General features: G+C 64.6%; 32 protein-coding genes. 2 read left to right on the top strand and 30 right to left on the bottom strand.

The genetic code is table 11. From position 1 onward, the window contains the following. Window positions 1-118 precede the first annotated feature (118 nt). From IF103_RS23260 to IF103_RS23180, 17 genes are all read right to left on the bottom strand, one after another. Window positions 119-1,261 (bottom strand): site-specific integrase, encoded by a 1,143-nt coding sequence (locus IF103_RS23260; RefSeq protein WP_202675730.1) that lies wholly within the window; start codon window positions 1,259-1,261, stop codon window positions 119-121. Further along, entirely contained in the window at window positions 1,258-1,470 is a 213-nt protein-coding gene (locus IF103_RS23255; RefSeq protein ID WP_044727301.1) for a DUF4224 domain-containing protein, read from the bottom strand. The genes IF103_RS23260 and IF103_RS23255 overlap by 4 nt, the downstream gene beginning before the upstream one ends. A 69-nt stretch (window positions 1,471-1,539) precedes the next feature. After that, window positions 1,540-1,746: a DUF7696 family protein gene (locus IF103_RS23250; protein ID WP_202675729.1), complete on the bottom strand. Its 207-nt coding sequence runs from the start codon at window positions 1,744-1,746 to the stop codon at window positions 1,540-1,542. Beyond that, a complete protein-coding gene (locus IF103_RS23245) occupies window positions 1,739-1,999 on the bottom strand; it encodes a hypothetical protein (protein WP_202675728.1) in 261 nt (86 codons plus the stop codon). The genes IF103_RS23250 and IF103_RS23245 overlap by 8 nt, the downstream gene beginning before the upstream one ends. Further along, window positions 1,992-2,852 (bottom strand): DNA adenine methylase, encoded by an 861-nt coding sequence (locus IF103_RS23240; RefSeq protein WP_202675727.1) that lies wholly within the window; start codon window positions 2,850-2,852, stop codon window positions 1,992-1,994. The genes IF103_RS23245 and IF103_RS23240 overlap by 8 nt, the downstream gene beginning before the upstream one ends. Beyond that, window positions 2,849-3,475, bottom strand: coding sequence for a phiTE_072 family protein (locus tag IF103_RS23235; RefSeq protein WP_202675726.1), 627 nt, complete (start codon window positions 3,473-3,475; stop codon window positions 2,849-2,851). The genes IF103_RS23240 and IF103_RS23235 overlap by 4 nt, the downstream gene beginning before the upstream one ends. Next, window positions 3,472-3,690 carry a hypothetical protein gene (locus IF103_RS23230; protein WP_202675725.1) on the bottom strand — a complete coding sequence of 73 codons (219 nt, stop codon included), beginning with the start codon at window positions 3,688-3,690 and terminating at the stop codon, window positions 3,472-3,474. Before IF103_RS23230 ends, IF103_RS23235 begins: the two co-directional genes overlap by 4 nt. Next, window positions 3,680-3,922, bottom strand: coding sequence for a hypothetical protein (locus tag IF103_RS23225; RefSeq protein WP_202675724.1), 243 nt, complete (start codon window positions 3,920-3,922; stop codon window positions 3,680-3,682). Before IF103_RS23225 ends, IF103_RS23230 begins: the two co-directional genes overlap by 11 nt. 69 nt (window positions 3,923-3,991) lie before the next feature. After that, window positions 3,992-4,333: a DUF7673 family protein gene (locus tag IF103_RS23220; protein WP_252189422.1), complete on the bottom strand. Its 342-nt coding sequence runs from the start codon at window positions 4,331-4,333 to the stop codon at window positions 3,992-3,994. Window positions 4,334-4,343: 10 nt separating this feature from the next. Continuing rightward, a complete protein-coding gene (locus IF103_RS23215; RefSeq protein ID WP_202675723.1) occupies window positions 4,344-5,075 on the bottom strand; it encodes a hypothetical protein in 732 nt (243 codons plus the stop codon). A 50-nt stretch (window positions 5,076-5,125) separates the two neighbouring features. Beyond that, entirely contained in the window at window positions 5,126-5,269 is a 144-nt protein-coding gene (locus tag IF103_RS23210; RefSeq protein WP_202675722.1) for a hypothetical protein, read from the bottom strand. 52 nt (window positions 5,270-5,321) lie between these two features. Then, window positions 5,322-8,030 (bottom strand): toprim domain-containing protein, encoded by a 2,709-nt coding sequence (locus IF103_RS23205; protein ID WP_202676191.1) that lies wholly within the window; start codon window positions 8,028-8,030, stop codon window positions 5,322-5,324. A 19-nt stretch (window positions 8,031-8,049) separates the two neighbouring features. Beyond that, window positions 8,050-8,283, bottom strand: a complete 234-nt coding sequence (locus tag IF103_RS23200; RefSeq protein ID WP_044727295.1) for a hypothetical protein — start codon at window positions 8,281-8,283, stop codon at window positions 8,050-8,052. A gap of 73 nt (window positions 8,284-8,356) precedes the next feature. Further along, window positions 8,357-8,734 carry a hypothetical protein gene (locus IF103_RS23195; protein WP_252189421.1) on the bottom strand — a complete coding sequence of 126 codons (378 nt, stop codon included), beginning with the start codon at window positions 8,732-8,734 and terminating at the stop codon, window positions 8,357-8,359. Next, window positions 8,731-9,039, bottom strand: coding sequence for an Ogr/Delta-like zinc finger protein (locus tag IF103_RS23190; protein ID WP_202675721.1), 309 nt, complete (start codon window positions 9,037-9,039; stop codon window positions 8,731-8,733). The genes IF103_RS23195 and IF103_RS23190 overlap by 4 nt, the downstream gene beginning before the upstream one ends. Further along, window positions 9,036-9,533, bottom strand: a complete 498-nt coding sequence (locus tag IF103_RS23185) for a YmfL family putative regulatory protein (RefSeq protein WP_252189420.1) — start codon at window positions 9,531-9,533, stop codon at window positions 9,036-9,038. The genes IF103_RS23190 and IF103_RS23185 overlap by 4 nt, the downstream gene beginning before the upstream one ends. Beyond that, window positions 9,533-9,733, bottom strand: coding sequence for a DNA-binding protein (locus IF103_RS23180; RefSeq protein WP_175361916.1), 201 nt, complete (start codon window positions 9,731-9,733; stop codon window positions 9,533-9,535). Before IF103_RS23180 ends, IF103_RS23185 begins: the two co-directional genes overlap by 1 nt. 21 nt (window positions 9,734-9,754) lie before the next feature. On the opposite strand from IF103_RS23180, the gene IF103_RS23175 reads away from it, so the two are divergent. Further along, on the top strand, window positions 9,755-10,162 hold the full coding sequence (locus tag IF103_RS23175; protein ID WP_502709910.1) for a helix-turn-helix domain-containing protein: 408 nt from the start codon (window positions 9,755-9,757) through the stop codon (window positions 10,160-10,162). Window positions 10,163-10,188: 26 nt separating this feature from the next. After that, a complete protein-coding gene (locus tag IF103_RS23170; RefSeq protein ID WP_202675719.1) occupies window positions 10,189-10,815 on the top strand; it encodes a hypothetical protein in 627 nt (208 codons plus the stop codon). Window positions 10,816-11,166: 351 nt separating this feature from the next. Here the strand turns inward: IF103_RS23170 and IF103_RS23165 are convergent, their stop codons facing one another. From IF103_RS23165 to IF103_RS23105, 13 genes are all read right to left on the bottom strand, one after another. Further along, window positions 11,167-12,426: a phage late control D family protein gene (locus IF103_RS23165; RefSeq protein ID WP_202675718.1), complete on the bottom strand. Its 1,260-nt coding sequence runs from the start codon at window positions 12,424-12,426 to the stop codon at window positions 11,167-11,169. Continuing rightward, window positions 12,423-12,863, bottom strand: a complete 441-nt coding sequence (locus tag IF103_RS23160; RefSeq protein WP_202675717.1) for a phage tail protein — start codon at window positions 12,861-12,863, stop codon at window positions 12,423-12,425. Before IF103_RS23160 ends, IF103_RS23165 begins: the two co-directional genes overlap by 4 nt. 6 nt (window positions 12,864-12,869) lie before the next feature. Continuing rightward, a complete protein-coding gene (locus IF103_RS23155; protein ID WP_202675716.1) occupies window positions 12,870-15,461 on the bottom strand; it encodes a phage tail tape measure protein in 2,592 nt (863 codons plus the stop codon). Beyond that, window positions 15,451-15,573, bottom strand: coding sequence for a GpE family phage tail protein (locus tag IF103_RS23150; protein WP_073657391.1), 123 nt, complete (start codon window positions 15,571-15,573; stop codon window positions 15,451-15,453). The genes IF103_RS23155 and IF103_RS23150 overlap by 11 nt, the downstream gene beginning before the upstream one ends. Window positions 15,574-15,581: 8 nt before the next feature. Then, the gene (locus IF103_RS23145) at window positions 15,582-15,908 is read right to left on the bottom strand and encodes a phage tail assembly protein (protein ID WP_202675715.1); all 327 of its coding nucleotides are present in this window, start codon (window positions 15,906-15,908) and stop codon (window positions 15,582-15,584) included. A 54-nt stretch (window positions 15,909-15,962) separates the two neighbouring features. Continuing rightward, window positions 15,963-16,478, bottom strand: a complete 516-nt coding sequence (locus IF103_RS23140; RefSeq protein ID WP_202675714.1) for a phage major tail tube protein — start codon at window positions 16,476-16,478, stop codon at window positions 15,963-15,965. A 48-nt stretch (window positions 16,479-16,526) separates the two neighbouring features. Further along, on the bottom strand, window positions 16,527-17,717 hold the full coding sequence (locus IF103_RS23135) for a phage tail sheath protein (RefSeq protein WP_202675713.1): 1,191 nt from the start codon (window positions 17,715-17,717) through the stop codon (window positions 16,527-16,529). Window positions 17,718-17,858: 141 nt separating this feature from the next. Then, complete coding sequence (locus IF103_RS23130) at window positions 17,859-18,290, bottom strand: phage tail assembly chaperone (RefSeq protein WP_202675712.1); 432 nt, start codon at window positions 18,288-18,290, stop codon at window positions 17,859-17,861. A gap of 2 nt (window positions 18,291-18,292) precedes the next feature. Next, window positions 18,293-20,419: a phage tail protein gene (locus tag IF103_RS25540; RefSeq protein ID WP_202675711.1), complete on the bottom strand. Its 2,127-nt coding sequence runs from the start codon at window positions 20,417-20,419 to the stop codon at window positions 18,293-18,295. After that, the gene (locus IF103_RS23120) at window positions 20,412-21,023 is read right to left on the bottom strand and encodes a phage tail protein I (protein WP_202675710.1); all 612 of its coding nucleotides are present in this window, start codon (window positions 21,021-21,023) and stop codon (window positions 20,412-20,414) included. The genes IF103_RS25540 and IF103_RS23120 overlap by 8 nt, the downstream gene beginning before the upstream one ends. Continuing rightward, complete coding sequence (locus IF103_RS23115; protein WP_202675709.1) at window positions 21,020-21,937, bottom strand: baseplate J/gp47 family protein; 918 nt, start codon at window positions 21,935-21,937, stop codon at window positions 21,020-21,022. Before IF103_RS23115 ends, IF103_RS23120 begins: the two co-directional genes overlap by 4 nt. Continuing rightward, on the bottom strand, window positions 21,934-22,287 hold the full coding sequence (locus tag IF103_RS23110; protein ID WP_202675708.1) for a GPW/gp25 family protein: 354 nt from the start codon (window positions 22,285-22,287) through the stop codon (window positions 21,934-21,936). The genes IF103_RS23115 and IF103_RS23110 overlap by 4 nt, the downstream gene beginning before the upstream one ends. Then, window positions 22,284-22,820 (bottom strand): phage baseplate assembly protein V, encoded by a 537-nt coding sequence (locus tag IF103_RS23105; protein WP_202676188.1) that lies wholly within the window; start codon window positions 22,818-22,820, stop codon window positions 22,284-22,286. Before IF103_RS23105 ends, IF103_RS23110 begins: the two co-directional genes overlap by 4 nt. Between the last annotated feature and the right edge of the window lie 51 nt (window positions 22,821-22,871).

Raw genomic sequence — 22,871 nt, 5'->3', positions numbered from 1 at the left:
GCTGATGTAGCCCCTATGTACGTGGCTGATGGGCTTAGGGGGCTATCGCGTAATGGCAGCGCTAGCGGCCGGATTCCTTGCGGAGCCCGGCGCGTTTGTTACGCAAGTTTTGGGGGGATCAGAGTGCGGAGGGGGCGACTTTCGGGACGCTGAGGTCGTAGATGTCGAGCATGGATTCGTCCCGGTGGCCACTGGCTTCCTGCTTGTCGGCCCTGGTGCCGGGCGTGTCGGTGATGCCGCGACGCTTGAGGTCGTGCAGGCCGAAGCGCTGCTCGGCGGTGATGACGCCCGCCGCGATCGCGTTACGCATGAAGCGGTTCCAGGCGGTGTCCAGGCCGGACTTGCCCAGCGGCCCGCCGTGGTCGGCAGTGATGATGAAGCGCTTCTCGGGGTTGACCGGCACCGCGGTGCCTCGCGCTTTCCACACCTGGGCGCGGCGAGCCTTGGCGGCATCCCAGGCAGCGCGCAGACGCGGCGTCCAGGTGACCACGTTGTCGCGGCTGCCCTTGCGCCGGTTGGTGAGTACGCCGTCGGCCAGCTCGTTGGCGTCGGTCAGGGTGACGACCTCGATGCCGCGCAGCCGGCATAGGTAGGCCAGCTCCATGACGTAGCTCAGGTGCGGCGGCACCGCATCCTTTTGCCCGCGTTTCAGCTGGCCCAGCTCGCGGGCGCGGACGATCAGGCGTTGCATTACATCATGGGATGGCAGGCGCCGCTGCTTGCGCTCCACCGGCGCCTCGATGCCCATGGCCGGGTTGTCGTCCAGGTAGCCGCGGTTGCGGCCCCACTGCATCACCAGGCGCAGGTACCGCAGCGCGTGGGCGGCCTTCGACGGCGTGCCCTCGTCGGCGATCCGGTCAATGAGCCGCTGTATCAGCGCCGGAGTGAACTTGCGCACGGCCAGCTCGCCGAGGGGCTTGCCCAGCTTGGTAGGGATGTTGACCAGGACGTCGCGCGACCAGCTGTAGCTCTCCTGGGTCTTCGGGGCCAGGCGCTTGAACTTGGCGCTGTCGTGGTACTCCTTGCACAGGAAGTTGAGGCTCTCGCGGTCGACGCCGTTGCGCACCTCCATGATCTTGTGCAGCTCGGCGAGCGTGGCCGAACTGTTGGCGATGTTCTGCCGGCGCTGCCGACCGGCTTCATCGCGGTGCAAGGTGTACCAGGTGCCTTTGCCGCGGTGATCAAAGAAAACGGCCGCTGGGATAGCGGCCTGATCAATGTGCGGTGGGATGTGGGGGTTGTGCTTCCTCGATCGCCTCATAGGATCTCGACGCCGTACTGCTCCTGGTTGCCGGCTTTCAGCCCTCCGGCCTGGTTGATCAGCTCCACGGTGGTCCATGGTCCAGTGCGGCCACGGAACAGGCGGATGCCCTGCTCGTGCAGGGTACGCTCCACGTCAGCCCGGCGGGCGTAGCCGGTGATGCGCTTGAGGTCATCGAAGGTCAGCACACCTGCAGGTGACCCGATCATGGCTGCGCCTCCAGTCTACCTCCGGGCGCTGGCCACCAGCGCCGAGAAACTGCGGGCCAGTGTTCTCGCCTACGCATCGCCCACCTCCAGCCAGTCACGGCGCCGGCCCCATTGCCGGCGCATCTCGTCGACCAGGCGGGTGACAGCCGCCTCGCCGCGCTTCTTGACCAGCACCTCCTTCAAGTCCTCGACCTTCTCCAGCGTGGTGTTCCCACGCCGGAGCCAGTACCGAGCCTCGCATTCCAGCATCTGCTGGCGGACGTCCTGGTCAGCCACGGAACTGCCCTCCCTGGTACCAGATTTCGACCAGCTCGGAGCGATGCTGCTGCCCGGTCCAGATCCCGACCGGGCGCTCCCAGTCGAGGCCCATCAGCCGATCGGCTTCGAGGTGGGCCGCCGGCAAGCCGGCGACCTCGATGTCGGTACCACGGAAGTCCAGCAGCGCGCCCACCTGGTAGGTGATGCCCTCCCGCCCGCTGTTGCGGCAGGCGGTACAGCCGGAGCCAGCACAGAAACGGCACTCAGCCATTGGCCACCTCCTCCAGCGGCAGCCCTCTGCAGTGCAGCGCATTCATGCAAGCCGGGTTCAGCCACAGGCATTCTGTACGGGTGTCGCCGCCCCGGCCTGCACTGATGCGAGCCGAGGTGCTGTTCATCGTCCAGCCCTCGAGGCGCTCGGCATATAGGTCGCTAGGGTAGCCGCTCAGCACGACCATGCCCTGCAGCGTGTTCAGCATGTCCAGCAGCTCGGCGTGCTGTCCGTCGTCCAGCTCGTGCCGGTAGTAACGGCCCTTCTGCGCGCCGCGCACGCGGGTGTCGTGCATGTAGGGCGGGTCTACATAGTGCAGCGCCTGCGGCGAGTCGTGCGCGAGCATGATGTCGATCGCCGGGCGGTTCTCGATCAGCACTCCTGCCAGGCGCTGGCCGATGTTGGCCAGTTGTTCAGGGTAGCGCGCCCACAGTTGCTGCGCGGTGCCGTACTGGCGGTAGCAGTCGATCCGGAAGCCCGTGGTTCCCTTGCTGGCTCCGGCAGAGCCGAAGCCCATCTGCGCTCGGATGATGGTGCGCCGTGCGCGCTCCACCGGCTCGTCTGTGAAGATCCAGGCCTGCTCGAACTCTTCACGGGCATAGGGAGTCAGCACCAGGAGCTCCGTCAACACCTCGCGCATACGGCTGTTCTGCAGCACGCGGAACAGGTTGACGACGTCGCCGTCGAGGTCGTTGTAGACCTCGCCATGGCTGCGCGGCTTCTGCATCAGCACGCCGGCGGCACCGCCGAAAGGCTCGACGTATACCAGGTGGGGCGGAAAGTGCTCGATCACCCAAGGGGCCAGCCGGAACTTGCCGCCGTGGTAGCGGATGACAGGGGCCGTGATGGTCATGCGGCCTCCTTTTTGTCATTCGCCAGCCCAGCCTGGCGAAGCCCGGCTTGCACGGCCAGCACGATGCGCTGCAGGTACTGGTAGTCCGGGTTCGGCTCAGTGGCGTCATCAGCGGCGTGCCACCACTCGTCGCTGAACAGCTCGGAGAGCAGATCGGAGTGGTTCCAGCAATGATCCTCCCGCTCGACGCTGCGCAGCTCGTCCTCGATGCGGTCGAACAGCTTGCGGGCCTCTTCCTTGTCCATGCTGTACGGGTGGTGGTTGGCCGTGCGCCCGCGTCGGCAATCCAGAACCACGCGCTTCGCCATATTGACCAGGGCGTCACCGCTGAAACGGCTCCCGCCAAGGCTGGGTGCCAGGCTGCCGATCAGGTACTCGCTATGCTCGTCGCTGAAGAACTGGGCCACCGTCCGGTCACCCATTCCGCCCCAGTAGGCCGACCAGGACTTGCCGTAGCACTCGACAATGATCTTTCCCTGCCGGGTGGTGTAACCCTTGCCGTCCATTGGAATCACGCGGTGCCCAGTGTCCTCAAGGATGACTGTCACCGGGTCCAGCCTGTTCGGCTCGCCCATCAGGTCGCTGATCAGCAGCTTGGTGATCTGAGTTGTTTCGGTCTTCATGCCGGCTCTCCTGGATGAATGAAGGTCACCCGGTCTTTCTGGTCGATCAGGTCGCGCTGTTGCTCCACCAGGTGGGCCGGATCGAGGCCCAGCTTGGTGGCCATGGCCTCGGCGGCGTGACGCGCGCTGATGGTGTTGCTGGCGGTCATCTTCTGGCCCTTGACGGTGGCCACGTAGGTGCCGGTGGTGTACCGGCAGCGAATCTCAACGGGCATGGCGGCTGCCTCCCTGGGCTTTCTTGGCGGCGACGTTGGCCATGTAGCTGGCCCACTCGTCCTGCTTGAGTTGCTGGCGGGTGCGGCTGCAGGCGGCGTGCTTGCGGGTGGAGCGGGCCTTGCCGCAGATGTCGCAAATGCTGGGGAGGTCGAGACGGTGGCTGGCCATGGTCGGGCGGGTGCGGGCAGTGCTAGCCTTGGCCCCGCTGACTTCTTGGGGGTTCACTTGCATGGTGCTTCTCCTTGGGGTTGGTCTGGCCTCGGAGGGTTGCCGCCCTCCGGGGCCTTCCTGTTTCTGGGCTCAGGCCCAGGCGCGTTTCAGTTGCGACCAGATGTCGTCGCCGTTCTCGATGTATTCATGCACCTCCAGCTCCGGCCGCCGGTCGAGGCGCAGCACTGCGAGGCAGTCGTCCCAGAGGGAGCTGTCGAGGCCGCGCAGATCAGTGAGCGCGAAAGGAAATGCGCTGCCGTTGTAGAGGCTAAGCAGGAAGCGCCCGACGATGCGGCTTTGGCCGCTGTCGCGCAGCGCAACCGGAACCAGACGCTGTAGCGCTTCGATGCCCTTGACACGGATAGTGGGCCGTTCGGCTTCCTCCGCTGCGATCCTGGCCATGTCTTGCAGGAAGCGGTCTTGTGGGCTCATGACCACCACCTCACGCCTGAGCCAGCACAGGCGGCACGCCCTGGCTGAGCATGTTGCGTACGTTGGCCGCCAGTTCGGTCGGGGCCAGCGCTTTCTCGTTCTTCACCGGCTGCGGCAGCAGCTTTGCCGCCTCGGGGAAGAGATCCTCGACCTGCCGGGAGCTACGGCAGGCCAGCAGAACGCTCATGGCTTGCGCGCGGAATGCGACTGCTGCCTCCACCACTCCCGCCAAGTCCGCGCACACCAGGAGGGCCATGGATTCCAGTACGGGGTCGGTGATGACGGCCATCTTGGTCAGCCGCGGTACGGCGCCTGTCGGGCTTTTCAGAGTGAGCACCCAGTTGCCCTCATAACGCTGCGATGCCAGGTACCGGCTCACACCTTCAAAGGCTGTTGATCCCAGCACCCTGGAGACCAAGGCGTTGCGAGCCTCTGCTTTGTATTCCTTGTAAACGGCAACAAGCTGGGTTTCCCTCGGCTCGTCACCCTCGCGCGGCTTGAGGTAGTACGGCTCGCAGGTAGCGGTAGCGGCCACCGCTCCCGCCTGGATCAGCTCGGGCCAGTGCGCTTTGTCCAGCCCTGGAAGGGCATCGACGGCGGCGCAGTGCTTCGCCCAGAACTGGTCGTTCAACGCAGTCAGGTCGGTGGCGATGCGCGGGCCATGCTGTGCTACGGCCTGCAGGGTCAGCTTGTTGGCGACCTCTTCGCGCATGGCGTGGGTGATGGTGAAGGGCTTGTGCATGGTGCTTGTCCTTGGAATGGCCCAGGCGTTGCCGCGCCTGGGCGCTGGGGTTAGCGGGCCGCGATGACCAGCAGTGAAGGGGCGAGGTAGCCAGCGCCGATCAGCACCGCCAGCGTCAGGCCGCTGATGACCAGGGTGAGCAGGGTTTCGCGCCGGTTAGGGCTGTAAAAGTCGTCGTCGTGATTGGTTTGCATGGTGCTTCTCCTTGGGGTTGAAGCCTGGGCGTTGCCGCGCCCTGGCGTTTCGTCACTGCTGGAACAGCCAGCAGCGGACGGTCTTGGCGCGGTTGAACGCATCGGTCTGCCGCGCGGAATTGATGGCCTTGTTGGATTCCACGAACTTCGGGGACTTGCTGGTCTTGAGCAGGCGCTTGAGCTCGCTTAGCGGCGGCACTTGCTGCCGCTTGTTGGCCGCCATCTCCACGAACTCGTTGAGGTTCACGGCGATATAGCCCTGCCGCCGGGAGTGGTTGAGCGCTCCGTCGTCGTCCATGCCGTTGAGGAACTCGAATAGGTCCCAAAACTCGCGCACGGTCGGGTGGTCGGCGTTGATGGCCTGCTGGCGTTCCTCGGCCATGCGGGCGACTTCCTGGTGCACCAGGGCAACGCGCTCCTCGCCGAGCGGCACGACCAGAGCCAGCGCGTCCACCAGGCTGAGCAGCTGAGCGTGGTTCTTGGCGATCCGCACAGTGCGGATGCCCGGGCGAGCCAGCAGCTCCTGCTCGTAGCCAGAGGTGCGCTCGGTGACGGTCTGCACAATTTCCTGCTCGCGCTGCAGCGCCTTGACCAGGAAGCCGCTCACGCTCTCGATCGGCCAGCGCTCCAGCTGCTCGGCCAGCTGCTTGGTCTGCGGCGTGTGGTTCTCGCTGGTGAGGTGGACGTGGCAGATCCGCTGCAGGATCGGCTCGGACGCTTTGACCGGGTTGTTCTGAGCGATCAGCAGGGCGCCGCGGAATGGCGGTTCGCGGGTGTCGTTGCCGTTGTTCTTCACACCGGTGGAGCGGACGCTGCGGCCGTTGTAGGCGGTCTTGAGTTCGTCCCAGTCGTAGTGCTTCACCGGCGCGCCGTCCTGCTGCTCGCGCTCGGACTCGATCAGCACCACCGGCAGGTTGCCCACCTGGGCGAAGTTGCGCGCGCGGCTGGCCGGGGTGGCCTTGGACGGGTCGAAGCCCTCGTACTCCATCCGTCCGACCAGCTTCCAAAACAGCTCCACGATGGTGGACTTGCCCGCGCCGGGCTCGCCGACCAGCTCCAGGAAGGGGAAAGACTTCTGAACCTGCCGGATTTGCTCCACCGTCAGGGCGCCCAGCCACCAGGCCAGTACCACCACGCCGCGGGCGCCGAAGCAGCGCCAGAACACGTCGAACCAGCTTTCATCGTAGGCGCTGATGTCGGTATTGACCTGCAGCACCGGCGACTGGCTCTGCGACTTGATGCTCAGCGCACCGACGTCGAAGAAGTCCTCCTCGTTGAGCTTGTAGACCTTGCCGCCGGCGATGGCCAGGTCGTTGAAGACATAGGCACCGTGCTCGCGGCTATAGCCGATCCAGTCGATGGTGTTCACGGTTTTAAGCCGATCGAGCTGCGGTTCGAGCATGCGCTCAAGCTGCAGCGGGCTGCCGGTGTACATGGCGCCGTTGGCCACGTTGAGTAGGCGCTTCTTGAACTCCGGCGCCGAGGACAGCTGCGCAGCGCTGAATGTGCTCTTGATGGCCGGGCCGTCCGGGCGCTCGACGCGGAAGTAGTACCAGGCCTCATCGGTCAGCTCGTTGCGCATGTAGTACAACGCCTGGAAGCAGCAGTTAGCGATGCGCACGACCGAGCCGCTCTGGCGCAGAGCCTTCTCGCGGCGCTGCTTGTCGTTGAGCTGCTGGTCCTCGATGCGCTCCGACTCCTCTAGGTCGCGCATGGTGCGGTCGTACTTCTCCAGGTCGAACCTGAACCAGTACAGGCGGCTCTTGAACGAGAAGGAAAACTCGGCTTTGGGCGCCCAGTCATATATGAGCAGACCTTTCTCCTCGGCGCTTTCCGCCAGCAGCAGGTCACCCTCGTGGCGTGCCTCCTTGAGGTCTTGGTCGATGCGTTTGGCGCGGTCGTCGGCGCTCTCGATGAAGGCCCAGCGCTGATGCAGGTCGTTCCAGTCGGTCTTCTTGCCGCCGCGCTGCGGGATGACCGCCGCCTTGCAGGTGAAGCCCAGCTCGCGTGCTTCTTTCGCCCAGCGGCGCATATTGGCCCTGGCTACCGGCTCGTTATCTAGCGCCCAGACCAGGCGCGGCAGGCGCTTGCCTGTCTCGGTGCGCAGCTTGATTAGCGCCTGCAGGGACTCGGTCGGGAATGGCGCGCTGGACATCATCGACACGGCGGCGGTGTCGTGGTGCAGCAGAGCGATCGCGTCGAAGATTCCCTCCACGACCCACAGCTCGTCGACCTCTAGCAGATCCACGCTCGGCGGACACCACCAGACGCCCTTGTAGCTCTCGCCCGGCTTGAAGCGGGCTTTCTGCTTGCCGAAGCGCTCCGGGCGGTCGATCAGCCGTTCCCAATAACCGCCCTTCTCCAACGGGAAGCGCACGGTCGCGCTGCCGGCGTTGATGTCGCGGCTCCAGTAGTTCTCCTGGGTAAACCAGCCCTGGATTAGGTCAAGGCGGAAGCCCCGGGCAAACTCCAGGTAGGCGCGGGCCGTTGCGGTGGGGTTTTCAGCCGTGGCCGGGGCGGTCTTGCTCCAGTCGTTGAACAGGTCGTCATACAGCTCCTTGACGTGGACACGGTGGCCACACTTCTCCGGGCGCCCGCAGATCAGCATCCACGGCGAGTCGTGAAAGGTGTACAGGGTCTTCTTGCCGCAGCTGTGCGCCGGGCACTTGCCCTTGCGCATGTAGTTTGTGCCGGTCATGTGCTTGAGCTCGAAGTCTCGCTCAATGCGCCGGAGCACCTCGGCCCGTAGTGATTCTTTCATCTGCATGGTGTGGCTGGCCTTACTCGTTGGCGCCGAGGGCGGCTTTCAGCGCGCCAATGGTGCGTTTGTGGCCGGCGAGGGCCGGGTAGTCGTCGAGGATGCGGCGGCTGCGCTGGAACTCCGGCACGGCACGATAGCGATCGTCGTACCAATGCTCGGTCAGGCCACGGCGCAGCTCGCAGCGCAGGCTGCTGAGCAGGGCCTCGGCCACGGGCTTCGGCATGTCCAACTGGATGGCGACGGCTTCTGGCATGGCGGCGTCCTCGGTTTTCGGGTGCAACTTCCCCAAACCCGCAGCAGCGGGCATGGGCTTTAGGGGCTAGGGATTAACCGACTTGGCGCAGGGTGCGCCGGGCGGGGTTGGCGATCAGGTGACGGACGATCAGAGCCACCGGCACGGCGAAAGTCAGGCCGCTGGCCGGGTCAGTGATGACGGCCGTGTGGCCGGTACTGGTGCTGATGTCGAGGTGCATGCGGCAGTCAGCTGAGCGCAGCTCGCCATAGGCCTTGACCACCAGGTTCTCTGCCAGCGCTTTGGGGACGTCCAGCGTCTGGTGCAGGTGCTGCACTGCACGGCTGAACAGGCTTTGCTCGTCTGTGAGGTGTTCGGCCTGGTGGCGCTCGAGGAAGGCATAGGCCGCGGCCTGCATGGCGCTGCGATAGTCCTGGCCCGCTTCCGGGTGCTGCTGGTTGGCGGTATTCATGCGGTTGCCCCCATGTGGTCGAGCAGATCGAGTTGGTCAGTTTTCGGCTGGCTGTCGCGCAGGGCCTGCATCCGTTGCACGGAAGGCGCGAGCGGCAGCGCCACCCGCGGCTTTTCCAGGCCGCTGGGGCTTAGCGCATAGTCCCAGGTGAGCGATCCGGAGAAGGTCGCGCCGCAGGCAAAGTTTGTGCACTGGGCATACATGGTCTTAAAGATGGGCGTCTGCGACTCGCTGTTGCGGATGCGCATGCGGCTGCCGCAGGCAGGGCACAGGCACTTGTAACCGCCATTGTTCATCGTGCTCATGGTTTGGCCTTCCTGTGCAGGGCGATGACGGCGAGTACCTCGGTGTGCAGCGCGGCCAGGTGCTGGCGATGTACCTGGAGGATCTGGGCCAACTCCTGGTTGTCGATGCCGTCGACGATCGCGTCAGAGATGGTCTGGTTGAGCTGGCCTTCCTTTACGTCAGCCGCCAGGGCCAGGTGGTAGAGCTCCACATTGTCCAACTCGGAGGCATCGGGCAGAGCAGTGAACAGGCCGTTGTAAAGGCCGGCAATGTAGTCCGCCAGGTAGTGGGTGCCGTTGACCTGCTCCAGCTGCTGCAGCTGTTCATCGCTGAGAGGGCGGTGGCCGTTGCTCTCGTAGAGCTGGTTGTCGAAGCGCTTGAGGTCAAGCCCCAGGAAGGTGGCAGCGCACTCGCGACCTCCTGGGAAAGCTCCGACGATGGCCATGGCGACCTTGCGGCGGCTATCGAGGATTGCCCGCTTCATCTTCTCGTTTTCTCCCTTGGCGGACCGCATTACCGTGATACCTCGCCATCTTTGATACCGAGCAGAACAGCCGCTCGGTGGGCTTCACCGCGACGGCCTTTCTTGCGGCCGTTGAGCAGATCGCTGACCAGATTTCTGTTCAAGCCATGCTGGCGGCAGAAATCGGCAATGGAGATGCCCTTGCGGTCAAGCACCGCGCGGGCTTGCTCGGGGGACAAAGTGCCGTGCATAGTGTTATTCCGTGTTTAATCGTGTTCGACGAAAAGGATTCTTGGCCAGAAAAATGGTCAAGTCAACTGGTATTGATCAAAAAAATGCTCATCGCATCAGGGATAGGCGAGCGCCTAAGAGAGGAGCGAGATCGTTTGGGCTTGAACCAGACGGATTTCGGCGTGGCCGCAGGAGTGAGCCGAGGTACCCAAAAAGCCTACGAGCTGGAGTCCAGCTCTCCTGACATTCGTTACCTTTGCGCGCTACAAGGGATGGACGTGGACGTCCACTACATCCTGACGGGCAGCCGCATCTCGCAAGACCCTGCCGGTCTGTCCCCCGAAGAGGCGCAAGTGCTTGAGCAATTCCGCTCGTTGCCTGCCAAGGACAGGGACGCAGTCACCCGGCTCACCGCTGGGCTGGTGCTCATGAAGAACACCACTACATAACTTCTGCTGAACAAGGAATCGAACGGATGCGAAAGGCTTTCGGCCAGGCGCTGCTCAGTGCCTCCATCATCACCGTCGCCGGCTGTGGCGACTCCCTGCAAGCCAGTCCCAAGCCGGCCGCCGCCGTACAGACTGAGGCCCTGGCGCCGATGCACTTCGCCTCGGTGGACCTAATGATCGAGGATTTCGGCGATTACTCGGCGGAGAACGGCACCTTCGTCCTGGAGTCCAGCGAGCCGCTGAAGGTGCAGTTCGCCCCGACCGTTATGCCCGGAGACTTGCAGGAGAACATCGAGCGTGAAGTGCGGCGCGCCGCTCTGTACGGGGTTTTCCGCACCCTCATCCATACCGACGCTGGGGTGGTGGCCGTGACCAGCGTGCCTAACGAGACCACCTTCAATCCGCACTCCACCCGGTTGCTGGATAAGCCGCGCTTGACCATCAGCACCACGCGCGAGCAGGCCCTGCAGGCCGTCAAGTCGCTGATCAATGCGCAGCAGCTTTCGGAACTGGTAGTGCCGGAGCGTGCTGGCACCATCCAGCTCGACAACTGGCGCAAGGACTTCGAGGATCTCTACTTCAAGGACGAAGGGCAGAAAGCGCTGCTGCAGGCGCTCCAGGCCAGCGGCGCAGTCGTCTCCTTCAAAGGCTAGACCTCCTCCTGGTGCGATCAAAGCCCGGCCAAGCGCCGGGCTTTCTGTTTCCGACAACAGTCCGTGTTGGCAAAGAGAAAGCGCCCGTATACTGTATGTCTATACAGTATTAGCGTATGGAGTTCGCGCATGTTGTCGAGTCGCCAGTCGGTCAGTAGTAGTGCTCAAGAATGCTCCCAGCCACGTGGTTATCTGAGCCGCAACGAGCGCTATCTGCTCCGGTGGTACCGACGCCTGGCAAAGGAGGACCAGGCAAGCATGCTGCGATTCATCAAGGCGATGGCGATCGCCCATCAACGGCCCCCGACCTGAGCGAAGGAATACAAGGAAGGCGCCCTTGGGCGCCTTTTCTCATGCCTGCTGCACCTGCAGCCGCTTCCACTCCCGATCCACAGCCCGCTGGGCGTTGGCCTTGCTGGCGTAGAGGTGCGTCAGCCGCTTGGGCTTGGTCTGGTCGCCCGCAGTGATCTGCTTCTGCTCCCCCGTCTTCTCGTCGCGGTACCAGGCGACGACGCCGGTGTGGTCGCCGTCATTGTCGGCCAGCAGATCCACGTCGTCGCCGTCGGGCAGTTTGGACTCTAGCTCCAGGCTGGTGGTGTAGCTCTCCGGCGTGAAGCTGTGGCGCAGGTTGCCGCCCAGCCAGACGATGGCCGCGATCTCGGCCTTGATGCCGAGCAGGCTGTAGGTCTGGTCGGGGGTCAGCTCCGGGCGCCCCTTGGCCAGCATGTAGCTGAGCGTGGCGGTACCGCGCTGCAGGCGGTTCCACTCGGCTCTGGCCGCACGTAGGGCGCTGGCCTGGTCGGTGTAGCTGTGGCGCAGCTCCTTGAGGTTGTCGCCGCCGCCGGCGATGGCCTCCTTCTTCTCGGCGCTGTTGACCTCGTAGTAGTAGGCCTTGACGCCGGTGTAGCTGTCGCGGTCGGCCTGCAGGAAGCGGTGCTGGTCGCCGTCGGCCCTGGTGAGGGTGACGTGGGGCAGGGCCAGCCCGCTGGCGGTGGCGCTTTTGCCGGCCGGCATGAATAGCAGCCGCCCGGCCTTAACGGTGCTGATGGCGTCGTGTTGCAGGCCCAGGCGGCTGAGCAGGTTGGCGTCGCTCTCGTTGGCCTGGTCCAGGTGCAGCAGCTCGATCGCGGCCAGCAGCGGGCTGATCACCGGTGCTAGGTTGTGGGCTGCCGCGATGGCTCCGACCACGGTGCCGAGGGTGGTGTCGTTCCAGGAGCGCTCGCGCTTGACCTTGAGGCCGCCGCGCAAGTCCGCGCTGCGGGCGCGGATGTTGAGCACGTCCGGCGCGCCGCTGTGCTCGGTCTCGTCCACGGTGTAGCTGCCCTTGTCCACCAGGCCGCTATCACTCCAGCCCAGCCACAGCCGCACGGTGGCGCCCCGGGGCGGGATGGCCAGCAGCCCGTCGTGGTCGCTGAGGGTGATGTCGAGCTGGTCCGCCTCCATGCCGCGGTTGTCGGTCAGTTCGATGCTGACCAGGCGCTGCTCGATATCGAGGGTGATGTCGCGGCCGTTGACCATCACGCGGCAGATCGGCCGCGGGTAGGACGTGGCCTCGCGGTAGCGGTTTGCCGCCTCGCCCAGTAGCGCGCCGGCTTGCTCGAGCACGTTCATAGTACCCCCCGCAGGATTCCGCCGACGCTGCCGGTGAGGCTGCCGAGCAGGTCGACACGCCCGTCGTCGATACGGGCCAGCTTGAGGTTGAACTCGATGCGGCGGGCGGCGCCGTCACGGAAGAACAGCGTGCGCGTCTCGCTGAGCGACTCGATCACCCACAGACCGAAGATGCGGCCGTCGCCCTGTACCAGGGGCCAGGCCTTGCCGGTGTCAGCCATCATGCGCAGGGTGTCGAGGCTCAGCGGGCTGCCGGCCAGACCGGGCAGCAGCACGCCGGGCAGTGTGATGCTGTCTTCGCCGCGTCCCATGTACTGCCGCGCGGGGGTGGTGCCGATGCGGCTGGTTGAGCCATGCCGCCAGTCCGTCTGGCGCTGGAACTCCTGGTAGGCCAGGGTCTCCAGGCTGAATACGAACATGCCGAGGGCCATCATCATAAGGCGTTACTCCTGGTCGCTCAGCGAGCTGCGGTTGCGGATCTGGTTGGCGCGCATGGCCTCGGCCACTTTTTGGCCGACCAGCTGTGCCAGTTGCTGCTCATTCATGCCGGCGGATGGGTAGACGTTGACGGTCACCGGGGGCAGCGGCGCCGCTGCGGCCCGCGCGCTTGCAGCCGGTACCGGCGAGAGCGGCGGGCGGTTGTCCATGGCGATCGCCGGACCAGACAGCCCGAAGGTGACTGCACCCGCCGCGGCTAGCTGCTTGGTCATGGCCGTGACAGCGCCCAGCGGGCCGCCCTGGCCGCCCACCAGCCCCTGCTCGAGTCCCTGCATGGTGAAGCTGCCCAGCTCGGCGAACACGCGCGACGGGGAGTGGATGCCCAGCTTCTCCTTGAACCAGCCGACGGTGCTGTCGCCGACGCTGCTGATGGCGTCCTTCACTGCGCCGAGCTTGTTCTTGATGCCGTTGACTAGGCCGTCCAGGAGCATGCCGCCGAAGTCGGAGAACTTGGCCGGCATATCGACGCCGAAGTAGTCCATCACCGCGGCGAAGGCCCGGTAGAACAGGCCAAGCGGGGAGAAGTTGAGGATCAGCGTGGCAATGCCAGTAAGGCCGCCGGCGAAGCCCTGCTTGATCTCGGCCCACAGGCCGAGGAAGAAGGCCTTGATCGGCTCCCAGTTCTTGTAGATCAGGTAGGCCGCGCCGGCGATGGCGGTCACCGCCAGGGCGATTGGGTTCATCATCAGCGCTCGCCCAATGAACAGAATGGCCTTGCCTACGATCGGCAGCGTGACCTTGCCCAGGTTGAACAGAACGCTACCCAAGCTTGCGCTTTTGATGCCGAACAGGGTCAGCGCGTAGCGGGCCATGGCGAACGGCCCAAGGAAGCTGGCCATGCCCAGGGTGACGGCACCGAAACTGGCCGCCAGCGCGGAAACGCCGGCTACCGTCTTGAGGATCTGCCCGGCTAGTACTGGGTTGGCCTTGACCCAGTCATTCACGCGGCTGACCACGTTGTTGAAGCTTTCAAACAGCTCCACCAGTGTCGGACGAAGCGTCTCGCCCAGAGTCGCCGAGAGATTGAAGGCGCGGTTCTTGGCCATTTCCAGGCGCGCCGACACCAGAGCGGCGCGAATATCCGCTTCGCGCTGCATGGAGCCCGCACCTGCGACGGAGTTGGCCAGCTCCAGCTGGCGGCGGTATTCGCCAATGTTCTGGGCCAGTTTCGCGGCGTCATCACCGAACTCCTTGCCGAAAAGCTGGGTGGTGACACCGAGCTGCTCGGCTTTGGGCAGTTTGTTGATGGCGTCCAGCACCTGCTGCAACGTGCCAGTGGCATTCTCGGCCATGCCGTTTTGCAGTGCCTTGGCTTCGAGGCCCAGCGCTTTGAGACCGGACTGGAACCTGGTCGGCTGCTGAGTGGCAATGGCCAGCTCGCGGATCATCGCATTGGTGGCCGTGCCGGCAACCTCAGCAGTGGCGCCCAAGGTGAGGAAGGTGGAGCCCAGTGCGGCGGCATCCTTGTAGCTCATGCCTACCGAGGCAGCGACGCCTGCGGTGCGCTGCAGAACGTCGATGATGTCAGCACCCTTCGATTTGGCGTTGTCATCCAGGTAGTTGATGGCGTCGCCCAGCTGGCTGACGTTTTTGATCGGGACCTTGTACAGATCGGCAATGCGCGCGAGGTTCTCGCCGATCTGGTCGGCCGGCAGCTCGAACGCGGTGGCGGCGTTGGCGGCCACCTCGGCGAATGCCAGCAAGTTGTCCTTGCCGTTCACGCCCATGCGCGCCGCGCCTTCTACCAGGGCGGCGATCTCGGTGGTGGCCATGGGGATGCGCTGGGCCATGGCCTTGATGGCGTCTGCCATCTCGAAGTATGTGCTGGTGAGCTGCCCGTTGTCGTCGCGTGCTCCCGCCACCTGCTTGGCGACGCCGGCCATGGCGTCCTCGAAGCTCATGTAGCTCTGGACGGTGCTCAGCACCGGCATGCCCATGGCTGCCCCTGCGGCGGCCGAGCCTGCGCCGACGCCCGCCATGCTGCCGGCGAGCTGCTGGCTCTTGTCATATTGAGTCCGGGCCAACGCCAGCTGCTTGGTCTGCGCGGTCAGGCGCTGCATGCGCCGGCCCTGCTCGATGATGGTCTTGTTGGTCTGCTCGATGCGTTGGCGCAGTTCGCGTTCGTGCTGGCTGAGGTTGCGCGTGCTGATGCCGGCAGCACCGAGCTTGCTGCGCAGCCCCTGGAGCTGTACCTGCTGCTCCTGGTGCTGCTTCTTGAGGGCGGTGGCTTCGCGGATGGCGCCCTTGAGGTCGCGCGTCATCTGCCGGGTGGGCACGCCGGCGGCGGCCAGATCCTGGCCGAGGGCCTTCACGCGATCGCGGGCAGCCTGCAGGGCGGTTTCGGTCTGCTCGCTGGCAGCGCGCAGCGTGCGCCAGCTGCTGACGTCGCGCTGCTGTTCCTGCAGCGTCTTGAGCTGGTCGCGAGATTCCTTGAGGGCGCGGCCGAGGCCGACGCTCCCCTGGGTGATGGCGCGGATGGGGCGGGTGGCTCGGTCAATGGCCTGGAGGATGACCTCCATCTTCAAGTCATTGGCCATAGCTTTGCTCCCAGCGTGTTCTGGCCCGCTCCCGCCATTCGATCAGATCAGAAAGGGCGAGCGGGTCCATGTCCGCCGGCGCCCAGTGAAAGACCATGGCCAGGTCGGCCATGGCGTCTTCTACGCAACGAGGGCAGCTTCCTTCGCCGACTTCTGCAGCAAAAAACCGGACACCGCGACGCCGCAGGCCATCAGGTCGGCCGGGTCCATGGTGCCGATCTCATGGTCGGTGAGGCTGGGGGTGCTGATACGCGGCAGCACCTTGCGCAGGGCCAGCACGTCCATCTGCACCAGGTCGACTAGGGTCACGCCGCGCAGCTCGCCGCTCATGGGCTTGCGCAGGGTGACGGTGTCGTGGGTGGTCTCGCCGCGCTTGATGGGGGTGTCGAGCTTGATGACGGCCTCGTTGGGGTCCTGGGCCTTGTCGGTAGTCTCGGGGGTTGCCATGGGTTTGCTCCTTGGGGGTGGAAAGCCGCCAGCGCAGGCCGGCGGCGGGTTGGGTTAGATGCCCAGCGCCTTGCGGTGCTCGGCGAGCAGGTCAACGCCGTTGACGGTGTAGACAAAGTTGAGCAGGTCGATCTCGACCAGGACTTCGCCGTCGACGCTGAGCTTGTAGTAGGTCAGGGCGGTGGTGATCTTGTGCTCGGTGTCTTCGCCTGGCTCGGCGTCGCCGAAGTCGATCTCCTCATGCCGCCCGCGGGCGACGATCTCCACGGCGCTGACTTCGCTGGTGTCGTCACGCTGCACCGATCCGGTGAAGCGCAGCTGTACGCCGTCGACCTTGGTAGCGCCGAACTGGCGCACGGCGATCAGATCCCAGCCGCCGAGCGTCCACTCCAGCTGCAGGCCGTCGTCGCTGTGGCCGAGGTCGACCTTGACCGGGCCATCCATGCCGCCGCCGCGGTAGGCCTCCAGCTTGCGGGCGAGAACCGGCAGGGTGAGGGACTTGGCGACGCCGAGGTAGCTGTTGCCGTCGTTGAACAGGTTGAGGTGCTTGAGCTTCTTGGGCAGGGCCATGGTCGGGCGCTCCTACGGCGCGGCCTGGGCCGCGCGGGTGAGTGGGGGTCAGGCGTTGACGGCGGCGGCGAAGTCGACCAGGTAGCGGTCGGTGATACGCTGGCGCAGCAGCAGGTTTTCCAGCGGCGGCACCGGGGTGTAGTCGTAGTCCAGGTACAGCTTGCCGGCCTTGAGGGTGGTGGCGTCGTTGGCCGCCTCGTCGTACCAGCACTCGCCGCCGATCAGGTAACCGTTGCGCACCAGCTCGCGGAACTTGGCGTTGATGCCCTCGACGATGTCGCGCACCAGGGAGGGGTGCATGGGCTTGTCCACCGCCCAGAAGTGCGCCTCGGCCATGGTGTCCGCCAGCACCTGCGCCGAGCGGGTGTAGTTCTCGAAGGCAAACAGCGGGTCAGCGCTGCAGGTGCGGGAGCCCCAGAAGCGGAAGCCGTCGCGGCGGATCAGGGTGGTGACCTCGTCGGCGTTGAGCAGGCCGGCGTCGGTGGCGGGGTTCTGCAGGTCGAAGTAGATGTCCTTCGACAGGCCCGATACGCCGTTGACCGGCACGTTGGAGAGCGTCTTGTGCCAGCCGACCTGCTCGTCGAGCTTGGCGCGCAGGCCCAGGGCACGGGCCACGGCATTGGCCGGCGCGTTGGCGTTGGCGACGGTGTCCCAGGAGACGAAGTCCGGCCAGATGAGCATCAGCTCGCGGGCGCCGAAGCCGGCGCGGTAGGCGATGGCTTCGCTGACGGTCTCGCAACCGTAGGCGCTGGCATAGGCGAAGGCGCGCAGCTTCTCGGCGATCGCCACCAGCTCGGTGGTGACCGGCAACGAGTCGAGGCCCGGCACGCCGAGGATGCGCGGCTTGACGCCGAGCTGGGCCTCGGCAGCGAGCAATGCCTTCATGCCGGTGTACTGACCGTCGGCGGTAACGCCGCCGATGATCTTTCTGACCTGGTCAGCTTCTTTCGCGGCATCGTCGACGCCTTCGCCATCGGCCACGCGCACCACGACAGTGACGGGGCTGGCCTGGTCGGCGATGGCATCCAAGCTTCGGGCCAGCGTGCCAAGCTCGCCGGCCTTGCCGGAAGCGGTGAGCACGTCGGTCAGCAGAACGGGCTTGTTGAGTGGGAAGGTGGCGGCATCGGCATCACTGCCGGTGCAAACCATGCCCACCACGGAGGTGGCCATAGTGCGGATTGGGCGGGAGCCCTCGTTAATTTCGAGGACCCGGACGCCGTGGTGGTAGTCGGTGGCCATTGGGCAGCTCCTGGTGGGCGTGGTGCCGATTCAGTGAGCCTTGAGGGTGACGCGCGCGCGCAAGCGGGGCGAGCGAGTGGTCCTGTAGCGGATGGCGTTACAGCATGGACAATAAATAAGCCCCGGCTGGCGGGGCGCTGACTACTGGATTTCTTCCGCCACCCATATCGGTGCCGTGGGGCGTGCTGCGCTGTCTGGGAAGGATGCAGCAGCAGGCCAATCGCGCAGTGCCTGTAAGTAGGTCAGAAACTCGATGAACCGTTCGTCGCTCAGCGTTGTGGGACCTCCTAGGTCCTGTTCGTCCCTGTGTCGGTCGCGTATCCATTGAACGCTAGCCAGCTCTGCATCACGCCATGCGCGTTCCTTCGCTACCAGCTGAATTTCAGAAAGTGCTGGCGGGTCGACGAGGATCGGCAGGCCGTCCTCGTCATGACTCCGCACCTTGCCTGGATCAGGGTTTCCGATCACTGTTACGAATCGATCATCCGATATTTCCACAGCATCGCCGGGTATTCCTTGATGAATGCCCTGCAAATAGCAAAACCCAGTGCTCCTGCTGTAAAGCCTTTTCATGATCAGTACCCAATGGCGAAGTAAGAGTTAGTCTGGCCAGCAAGGTTGGCACTGAAAAACGTTGATTCTGTTGCACCCCAGAACTCGGCAGACTCAAAGGTTGAGGACAGGTTTCCCCACGGCGAGCCGACCATGCACAAGAACTTCGTCGGGAAAGGAATCACAAAGTTTTTCTGCGATCCGCCCGTGGGCGATGCGGGCACCGTTCCCCACTGAAAGACGAAACCGCCAAGCCAGCTCGGCAGGATCAGGTAGCCATTCGAGGTCCAGCTCGCGGCAAACCCTAGGCGCAGCCGTTTTGGGGTCACTACAGCCGTATCGCTCAGGCCCTGTTCGGTTTCAGCCTGGGTTGCAATAGTGCCGGTCAGCAGTGGATTCCCTTGCCACTTGAGGGCACCTAGGGAATCCATGATCAACCGTCCGACCTTCTTGTTTAACCAGTAGAAGCCGATTGCTGGTGCATATTCATCACCACTTTGCGCCGCCCCAACTTCCTGCGCCTCGCGCAAGACCATTGCAGCATCTGCAGCTGTTAAGCCGGCAGAAGGTGCAGCGAGGGTCGGCAGCTGGCGACTGACAAAGTTGGGCTTAACCTGCAGAGCATCGACAATGCCATAGCCGGCTAGGGTCGTGGACTTGTCTGCCTTACCGGCAGGGTTGAAGTTGCCTGAATGGTAGATGGTGCGTACTGCCCCATAAGCGTTGGCGGTGTGCCCGCGATAAAGCAAGTTATCGTCACGCCCATACAGCTGGAAGCCTGCCGCTCCGGGCTGACTAATCGTCAGCACGCACCCCGCCGCCGTCCCTAAACCGTTCTGATGTCCGCCCGAGGGATTCTGGTAATTCACTGAGCTGTTCAAGATCGCGGCGATATCGCTCGGTGCTGAGGCAAAACAGGGAATCGAATCTAGAATTCCATAGCCGCCCAGCGTGGTGGCTTTATTCGCTTTTTTGCCCAGTTCCTCGGCCATCGTGGCGGCGAAGTTCGGATCGTTTCCGAGCGCTGCTGCTAACTCGTTCAGCGTGTCCAAAGTCGCCGGCGATGATCCTACGAGAGCCGACACTACTAACTTCACAAACGCCGTGCTTGCTGCCTGTTCGTTATTGGTCGCGACAGGCAGCGTTGGCACTTTCACCGCGCCCGAGAAAGTCGGACTTTCCAGCGCCGCCTTAAGCGCCAGGGCCTGATCAATCTGCGTCTTGGTATAGACGTCGGTCAGGCCATAACCCGCAACCGTGGTCGGGTTGGTCGCCGCAACCACCCGGCCATAGGCGTCCACCTGTACGCTGCGATAAGTGCCCGCGGCTACGCCCGTGCGGCCAAAGGCCATTTCGAACGTCAGGGCAGTTACGCCCAAGGTGATCGGCCCGTCGGTTGTCAGCTGCCAGGCGCTGTCGGCATTGAGCGTGCCGCGCTCCACCAGAACCAGCAGGCCAGGGCTTACCTCGGCGCTGATATCGGCGTCACTGCAGCGCGTCCAGGCGCCACCCGCCACGACCTGATACAACCCATTGTCCTTGGCGGCGGCTTGGTTTTTCACCAGCACCCGCGCACCAGCTGTCAGCGCCACGCCGTCAACCGTCTGCAGGCCGCTCAGGGTGATTGGAGCCGTGGTAGCGGCCAGCACCGAGTGCTTGAAGTCCTGCTTGGCCAGCTCGTCGGTGACCCACTCGCGCGTGGCGAGCACCACGCTTGGGTCAATCTTGAGCTGCACATTGCTGGAGCTGCTGACGATGAGGTTCATGCGCACCACTTGGGTGCGGCCAGAACCTTGGTTGAGCAGCGGTTTATAAGTCGGCGGGCAGTTGGCCACCGCGACCATGTCGCCGTCGGCGTCATAGAGCGCGATCTCGCGAATCCAGCGCCCCCCAATTTCGGCAGGTATGACTTGCTCGGCAACGATGATCGAGCTGTCCTTGTCGTCAACCTTGAGCTGATTCAATGGCGCGCGACGCCACTCGTTGATCAGGCTGATCTGGCTGGCGTTTGGCGTTGGGTCGAGGCCGTTGGCATCCCCCACGCCCAACTGGGTGATTTTCCATGGAATGCCCAGGGCATCCGCATTGGCCTGCTTTGCTGCCCCCACGTTGGTGAGGATGGCGTAGAACTGCGAGTTCTGATCAACCATGTGCGATATCCATTGTGTCAGTTGTGTGTTCGCGGCCGCCCCGACCGATCGATCCGGTGACATCGATGTCGCGCAGGGCAGGGGGGTAGATGTCCAGCTCGTCGCCGTCGGACAGGCTGGCTCCGATGTGGAAGGCTCCTGTCGCTTCGAGGCTGATGGCCAAGCCTGTGAGGTGACGGCTTACCGGGCGGGCGTCATCGATGAGCCACGTAAGTTCCTGGTACGTCTCTTCGCTGATCCCCGCGTCGGATACCCCGACCTTTATCGCAAAGGTGCCCGGTATACCTTTGGGCTCGGTCTGGAACCACTCGACGACTTCAATGAGGTAGCCCAGGGGCTCGACGACACGCCGAAGGGCGCCGATCGTTCCCTTTCGTGAGTGGATGTAGAAGGACGACCGGATCGCGCCGCGCTTGGCGGGCTCTGGCCATCGACTGTCCCAACGGTCCACGGAGAAAGCCCAGGCCAGGAGCGGAAGTAGGGCGGTCGGGCAGCGATCTGGGTTCATCAAGTCGCGGATCGGCACGGGCACACGCTCGATCTGTGCAAGGGCCTCGGCGGCCTGGCGCTCCAGCTCCGTGGCATTTCCGGGCAACAGCCTCATGGCTCAGTACCCTGGGTTAGCGTGATGGCGGTGCAGTAGGGGGCCTGGCTGAGCGTGGCGTTGATATCTGTCCAGCCCTGGAGCTCGACCTTACGCACGCCCTCGACGTGAAGCGCAGCATGGATAGCGGACTCGGAAACCTGCATGCCCAGCCGGCGACGCTGGGCGACGAAGGCCTGCAACTGCTGCTCAGCGGCCGCCAGGATAGGCTCCGCCTCGGGGCCCAGGGTCTTGAGGTACAGCTTGGCGTTCACCTGATATGGCAGGACCTGGGCCCCCTGGACGGTAAGGCGGTCGGCCACGGGCCGGCGATCCTCATCGTTGAGGTAGGCGCGGACGGCCTCCAGCAGTCCCTCAGCGGCTGTACCTTCGCCCAGGACAGATTGAATCGTGACCACCACCTCAGCAGGGAACGGACTCTCGGCGGTGGCATCAGCCACCTGGCCGTTGGCTGCTCGAGCATGGAACACGTACGAGTTGCGTGGCCCGGCGGTGCTCAGCCCCTCGAACGCCATCTGGGCCCGCTCGCGCAGGGCGTTGTCACTCTCCAGCACCTCGGGCACCGGTGGAACCGCCTGCGGCTGTGCTGGCTGGATGACCAAGCGCTTGACGTTGAAGTTGCCAGCGAGTTGGTCCAAGTCGTTGCCCACGGCCGAGCTGAGCATCACAGCGAGCGAAGCCTCATTGACCCGTTGACGCAGGACCATTTCGCGGTAGGCGTTCTCTTGGAGCAGCTTGGTGACTGGTTCTGACTCCAGCTCAAGCGTGGCGGCAACCTCAGCCTGCTTTTCGACTGGGAAAAGGCTGATGAAGTAGGCCTTGCGCTCGGCCAGGATCACCTCGTAGTCGATCTGCTCCACCACGGTTGGCGCGGGCAGGCGCGAGAGGTCGATGGGGGTGAAGGTGGTGGTCATGCGGAGGCTCCCAGGCTGAGCGGCACGCGTAGGCTGAGCGGCGCGTTGCTGTCGGTGAGGGTGCCTTCCAGGTCGAGAATGGCCTGGCCGGCGATGTCGCCCAGACTAAGCTGCACGCGGCTGAGGCGGATGCGCGGTTCCCAGCGCATCAGGGCCATGGCGGTGGCGGCATAGGCCTGCAGGCGGGTGGCGCTGTTGAGCGGCCAGTCGATCAGATCAGCCAGTTGGCTGCCGTATTCGCGGCGCATGATGCGGCTGCCGATGGGCGTGGTGAGCACGTCGGCGATGGACTGCGCCAGGTGCTGGCTGTCGGTCACGGCGCGGCCGTTCTTGGCGTTCATGCCGATCATGCGGTGGGCACTCCGGTATTTGCGCTACCCGCCTGCACGCCGCCATGACGGTGGTTGACCAAGCTGATGCCGGCGGCGATCACGTCTTCGCTGACGGTCACCAGGCCGGTGATGTCCACGTCGCCGAGGATGGTGATGCCGCCTGTGGCCTGTAGCTCTGCCTGGCCACCGGCCGGCAGGATGGCGGCCAGGCGGTGGGCGATGCTGTCGTACTCGATGACAGCGCCGTCGCGGTAGGTGCGGCGGTGGAGGCCTTCGCGCTCGCCGTTGGCGGGGATCAGGTCGGAGAACAGGCCGGTCAGCACCACGCCCTGGGCGAGATTGCCGGACGGGCTGAGCAGCACCACCTGCTCGCCGATGGTGGGCGGGTCCCACTCCCGGTCGGCGCCGGCGCGCAGGTTCAACCAGGGGCGCCAGGCGGTGGTGATCTTGCCGCTTTTCACCTGGACGCGAGGCGGCTGCATCTGGACCGCTTCGACGGTACCGAAGCGGACGATGTTTTCGAGCAGGCGGGCGAGGTCGGCGATGTTCATGCCGCTGATGCTGCGGCTCGCGCGCGCAGGGCGCACGGTGCTGAGCCTGTA

It is taken from the genome of Pseudomonas sp. SK2 (assembly GCF_016772395.1).
GTDB classification, from domain to species: Bacteria; Pseudomonadota; Gammaproteobacteria; order Pseudomonadales; family Pseudomonadaceae; genus Aquipseudomonas; species Aquipseudomonas taiwanensis.
The sequence above is the reverse complement of the archived record's forward strand: the minus strand, read 5'-3'. Positions and strand labels throughout refer to the sequence as shown.

Excerpts from the sequence above, each read along its gene's own strand:
- IF103_RS23245 (WP_202675728.1), bottom strand. The coding sequence starts at position 1,999 with ATGGCTGAGTGCCGTTTCTGTGCTGGCTCCGGCTGTACCGCCTGCCGC.
- IF103_RS23185 (WP_252189420.1), bottom strand. The coding sequence starts at position 9,533 with ATGCGGTCCGCCAAGGGAGAAAACGAGAAGATGAAGCGGGCAATCCTC.
- IF103_RS23210 (WP_202675722.1), bottom strand. The coding sequence starts at position 5,269 with ATGCAAACCAATCACGACGACGACTTTTACAGCCCTAACCGGCGCGAA.
- IF103_RS23200 (WP_044727295.1), bottom strand. The coding sequence starts at position 8,283 with ATGCCAGAAGCCGTCGCCATCCAGTTGGACATGCCGAAGCCCGTGGCC.
- IF103_RS25540 (WP_202675711.1), bottom strand. The coding sequence starts at position 20,419 with ATGGTTGATCAGAACTCGCAGTTCTACGCCATCCTCACCAACGTGGGG.
- IF103_RS23215 (WP_202675723.1), bottom strand. The coding sequence starts at position 5,075 with ATGCACAAGCCCTTCACCATCACCCACGCCATGCGCGAAGAGGTCGCC.
- IF103_RS23205 (WP_202676191.1), bottom strand. The coding sequence starts at position 8,030 with ATGAAAGAATCACTACGGGCCGAGGTGCTCCGGCGCATTGAGCGAGAC.
- IF103_RS23135 (WP_202675713.1), bottom strand. The coding sequence starts at position 17,717 with ATGGCCACCGACTACCACCACGGCGTCCGGGTCCTCGAAATTAACGAG.
- IF103_RS23130 (WP_202675712.1), bottom strand. The coding sequence starts at position 18,290 with ATGAAAAGGCTTTACAGCAGGAGCACTGGGTTTTGCTATTTGCAGGGC.
- IF103_RS23235 (WP_202675726.1), bottom strand. The coding sequence starts at position 3,475 with ATGAAGACCGAAACAACTCAGATCACCAAGCTGCTGATCAGCGACCTG.
- IF103_RS23170 (WP_202675719.1), top strand. The coding sequence starts at position 10,189 with ATGCGAAAGGCTTTCGGCCAGGCGCTGCTCAGTGCCTCCATCATCACC.
- IF103_RS23230 (WP_202675725.1), bottom strand. The coding sequence starts at position 3,690 with ATGCCCGTTGAGATTCGCTGCCGGTACACCACCGGCACCTACGTGGCC.
- IF103_RS23110 (WP_202675708.1), bottom strand. The coding sequence starts at position 22,287 with ATGATCGGCATGAACGCCAAGAACGGCCGCGCCGTGACCGACAGCCAG.
- IF103_RS23190 (WP_202675721.1), bottom strand. The coding sequence starts at position 9,039 with ATGAGCACGATGAACAATGGCGGTTACAAGTGCCTGTGCCCTGCCTGC.
- IF103_RS23160 (WP_202675717.1), bottom strand. The coding sequence starts at position 12,863 with ATGATGATGGCCCTCGGCATGTTCGTATTCAGCCTGGAGACCCTGGCC.
- IF103_RS23140 (WP_202675714.1), bottom strand. The coding sequence starts at position 16,478 with ATGGCCCTGCCCAAGAAGCTCAAGCACCTCAACCTGTTCAACGACGGC.
- IF103_RS23155 (WP_202675716.1), bottom strand. The coding sequence starts at position 15,461 with ATGGCCAATGACTTGAAGATGGAGGTCATCCTCCAGGCCATTGACCGA.
- IF103_RS23220 (WP_252189422.1), bottom strand. The coding sequence starts at position 4,333 with ATGAGCCCACAAGACCGCTTCCTGCAAGACATGGCCAGGATCGCAGCG.
- IF103_RS23240 (WP_202675727.1), bottom strand. The coding sequence starts at position 2,852 with ATGACCATCACGGCCCCTGTCATCCGCTACCACGGCGGCAAGTTCCGG.
- IF103_RS23195 (WP_252189421.1), bottom strand. The coding sequence starts at position 8,734 with ATGAATACCGCCAACCAGCAGCACCCGGAAGCGGGCCAGGACTATCGC.
- IF103_RS23180 (WP_175361916.1), bottom strand. The coding sequence starts at position 9,733 with ATGCACGGCACTTTGTCCCCCGAGCAAGCCCGCGCGGTGCTTGACCGC.
- IF103_RS23225 (WP_202675724.1), bottom strand. The coding sequence starts at position 3,922 with ATGCAAGTGAACCCCCAAGAAGTCAGCGGGGCCAAGGCTAGCACTGCC.
- IF103_RS23145 (WP_202675715.1), bottom strand. The coding sequence starts at position 15,908 with ATGGCAACCCCCGAGACTACCGACAAGGCCCAGGACCCCAACGAGGCC.
- IF103_RS23115 (WP_202675709.1), bottom strand. The coding sequence starts at position 21,937 with ATGACCACCACCTTCACCCCCATCGACCTCTCGCGCCTGCCCGCGCCA.
- IF103_RS23150 (WP_073657391.1), bottom strand. The coding sequence starts at position 15,573 with ATGGCCGACCTGGCCATGGTCTTTCACTGGGCGCCGGCGGACATGGAC.
- IF103_RS23105 (WP_202676188.1), bottom strand. The coding sequence starts at position 22,820 with ATGAACATCGCCGACCTCGCCCGCCTGCTCGAAAACATCGTCCGCTTC.
- IF103_RS23120 (WP_202675710.1), bottom strand. The coding sequence starts at position 21,023 with ATGAGGCTGTTGCCCGGAAATGCCACGGAGCTGGAGCGCCAGGCCGCC.
- IF103_RS23260 (WP_202675730.1), bottom strand. The coding sequence starts at position 1,261 with ATGAGGCGATCGAGGAAGCACAACCCCCACATCCCACCGCACATTGAT.
- IF103_RS23165 (WP_202675718.1), bottom strand. The coding sequence starts at position 12,426 with ATGAACGTGCTCGAGCAAGCCGGCGCGCTACTGGGCGAGGCGGCAAAC.
- IF103_RS23255 (WP_044727301.1), bottom strand. The coding sequence starts at position 1,470 with ATGATCGGGTCACCTGCAGGTGTGCTGACCTTCGATGACCTCAAGCGC.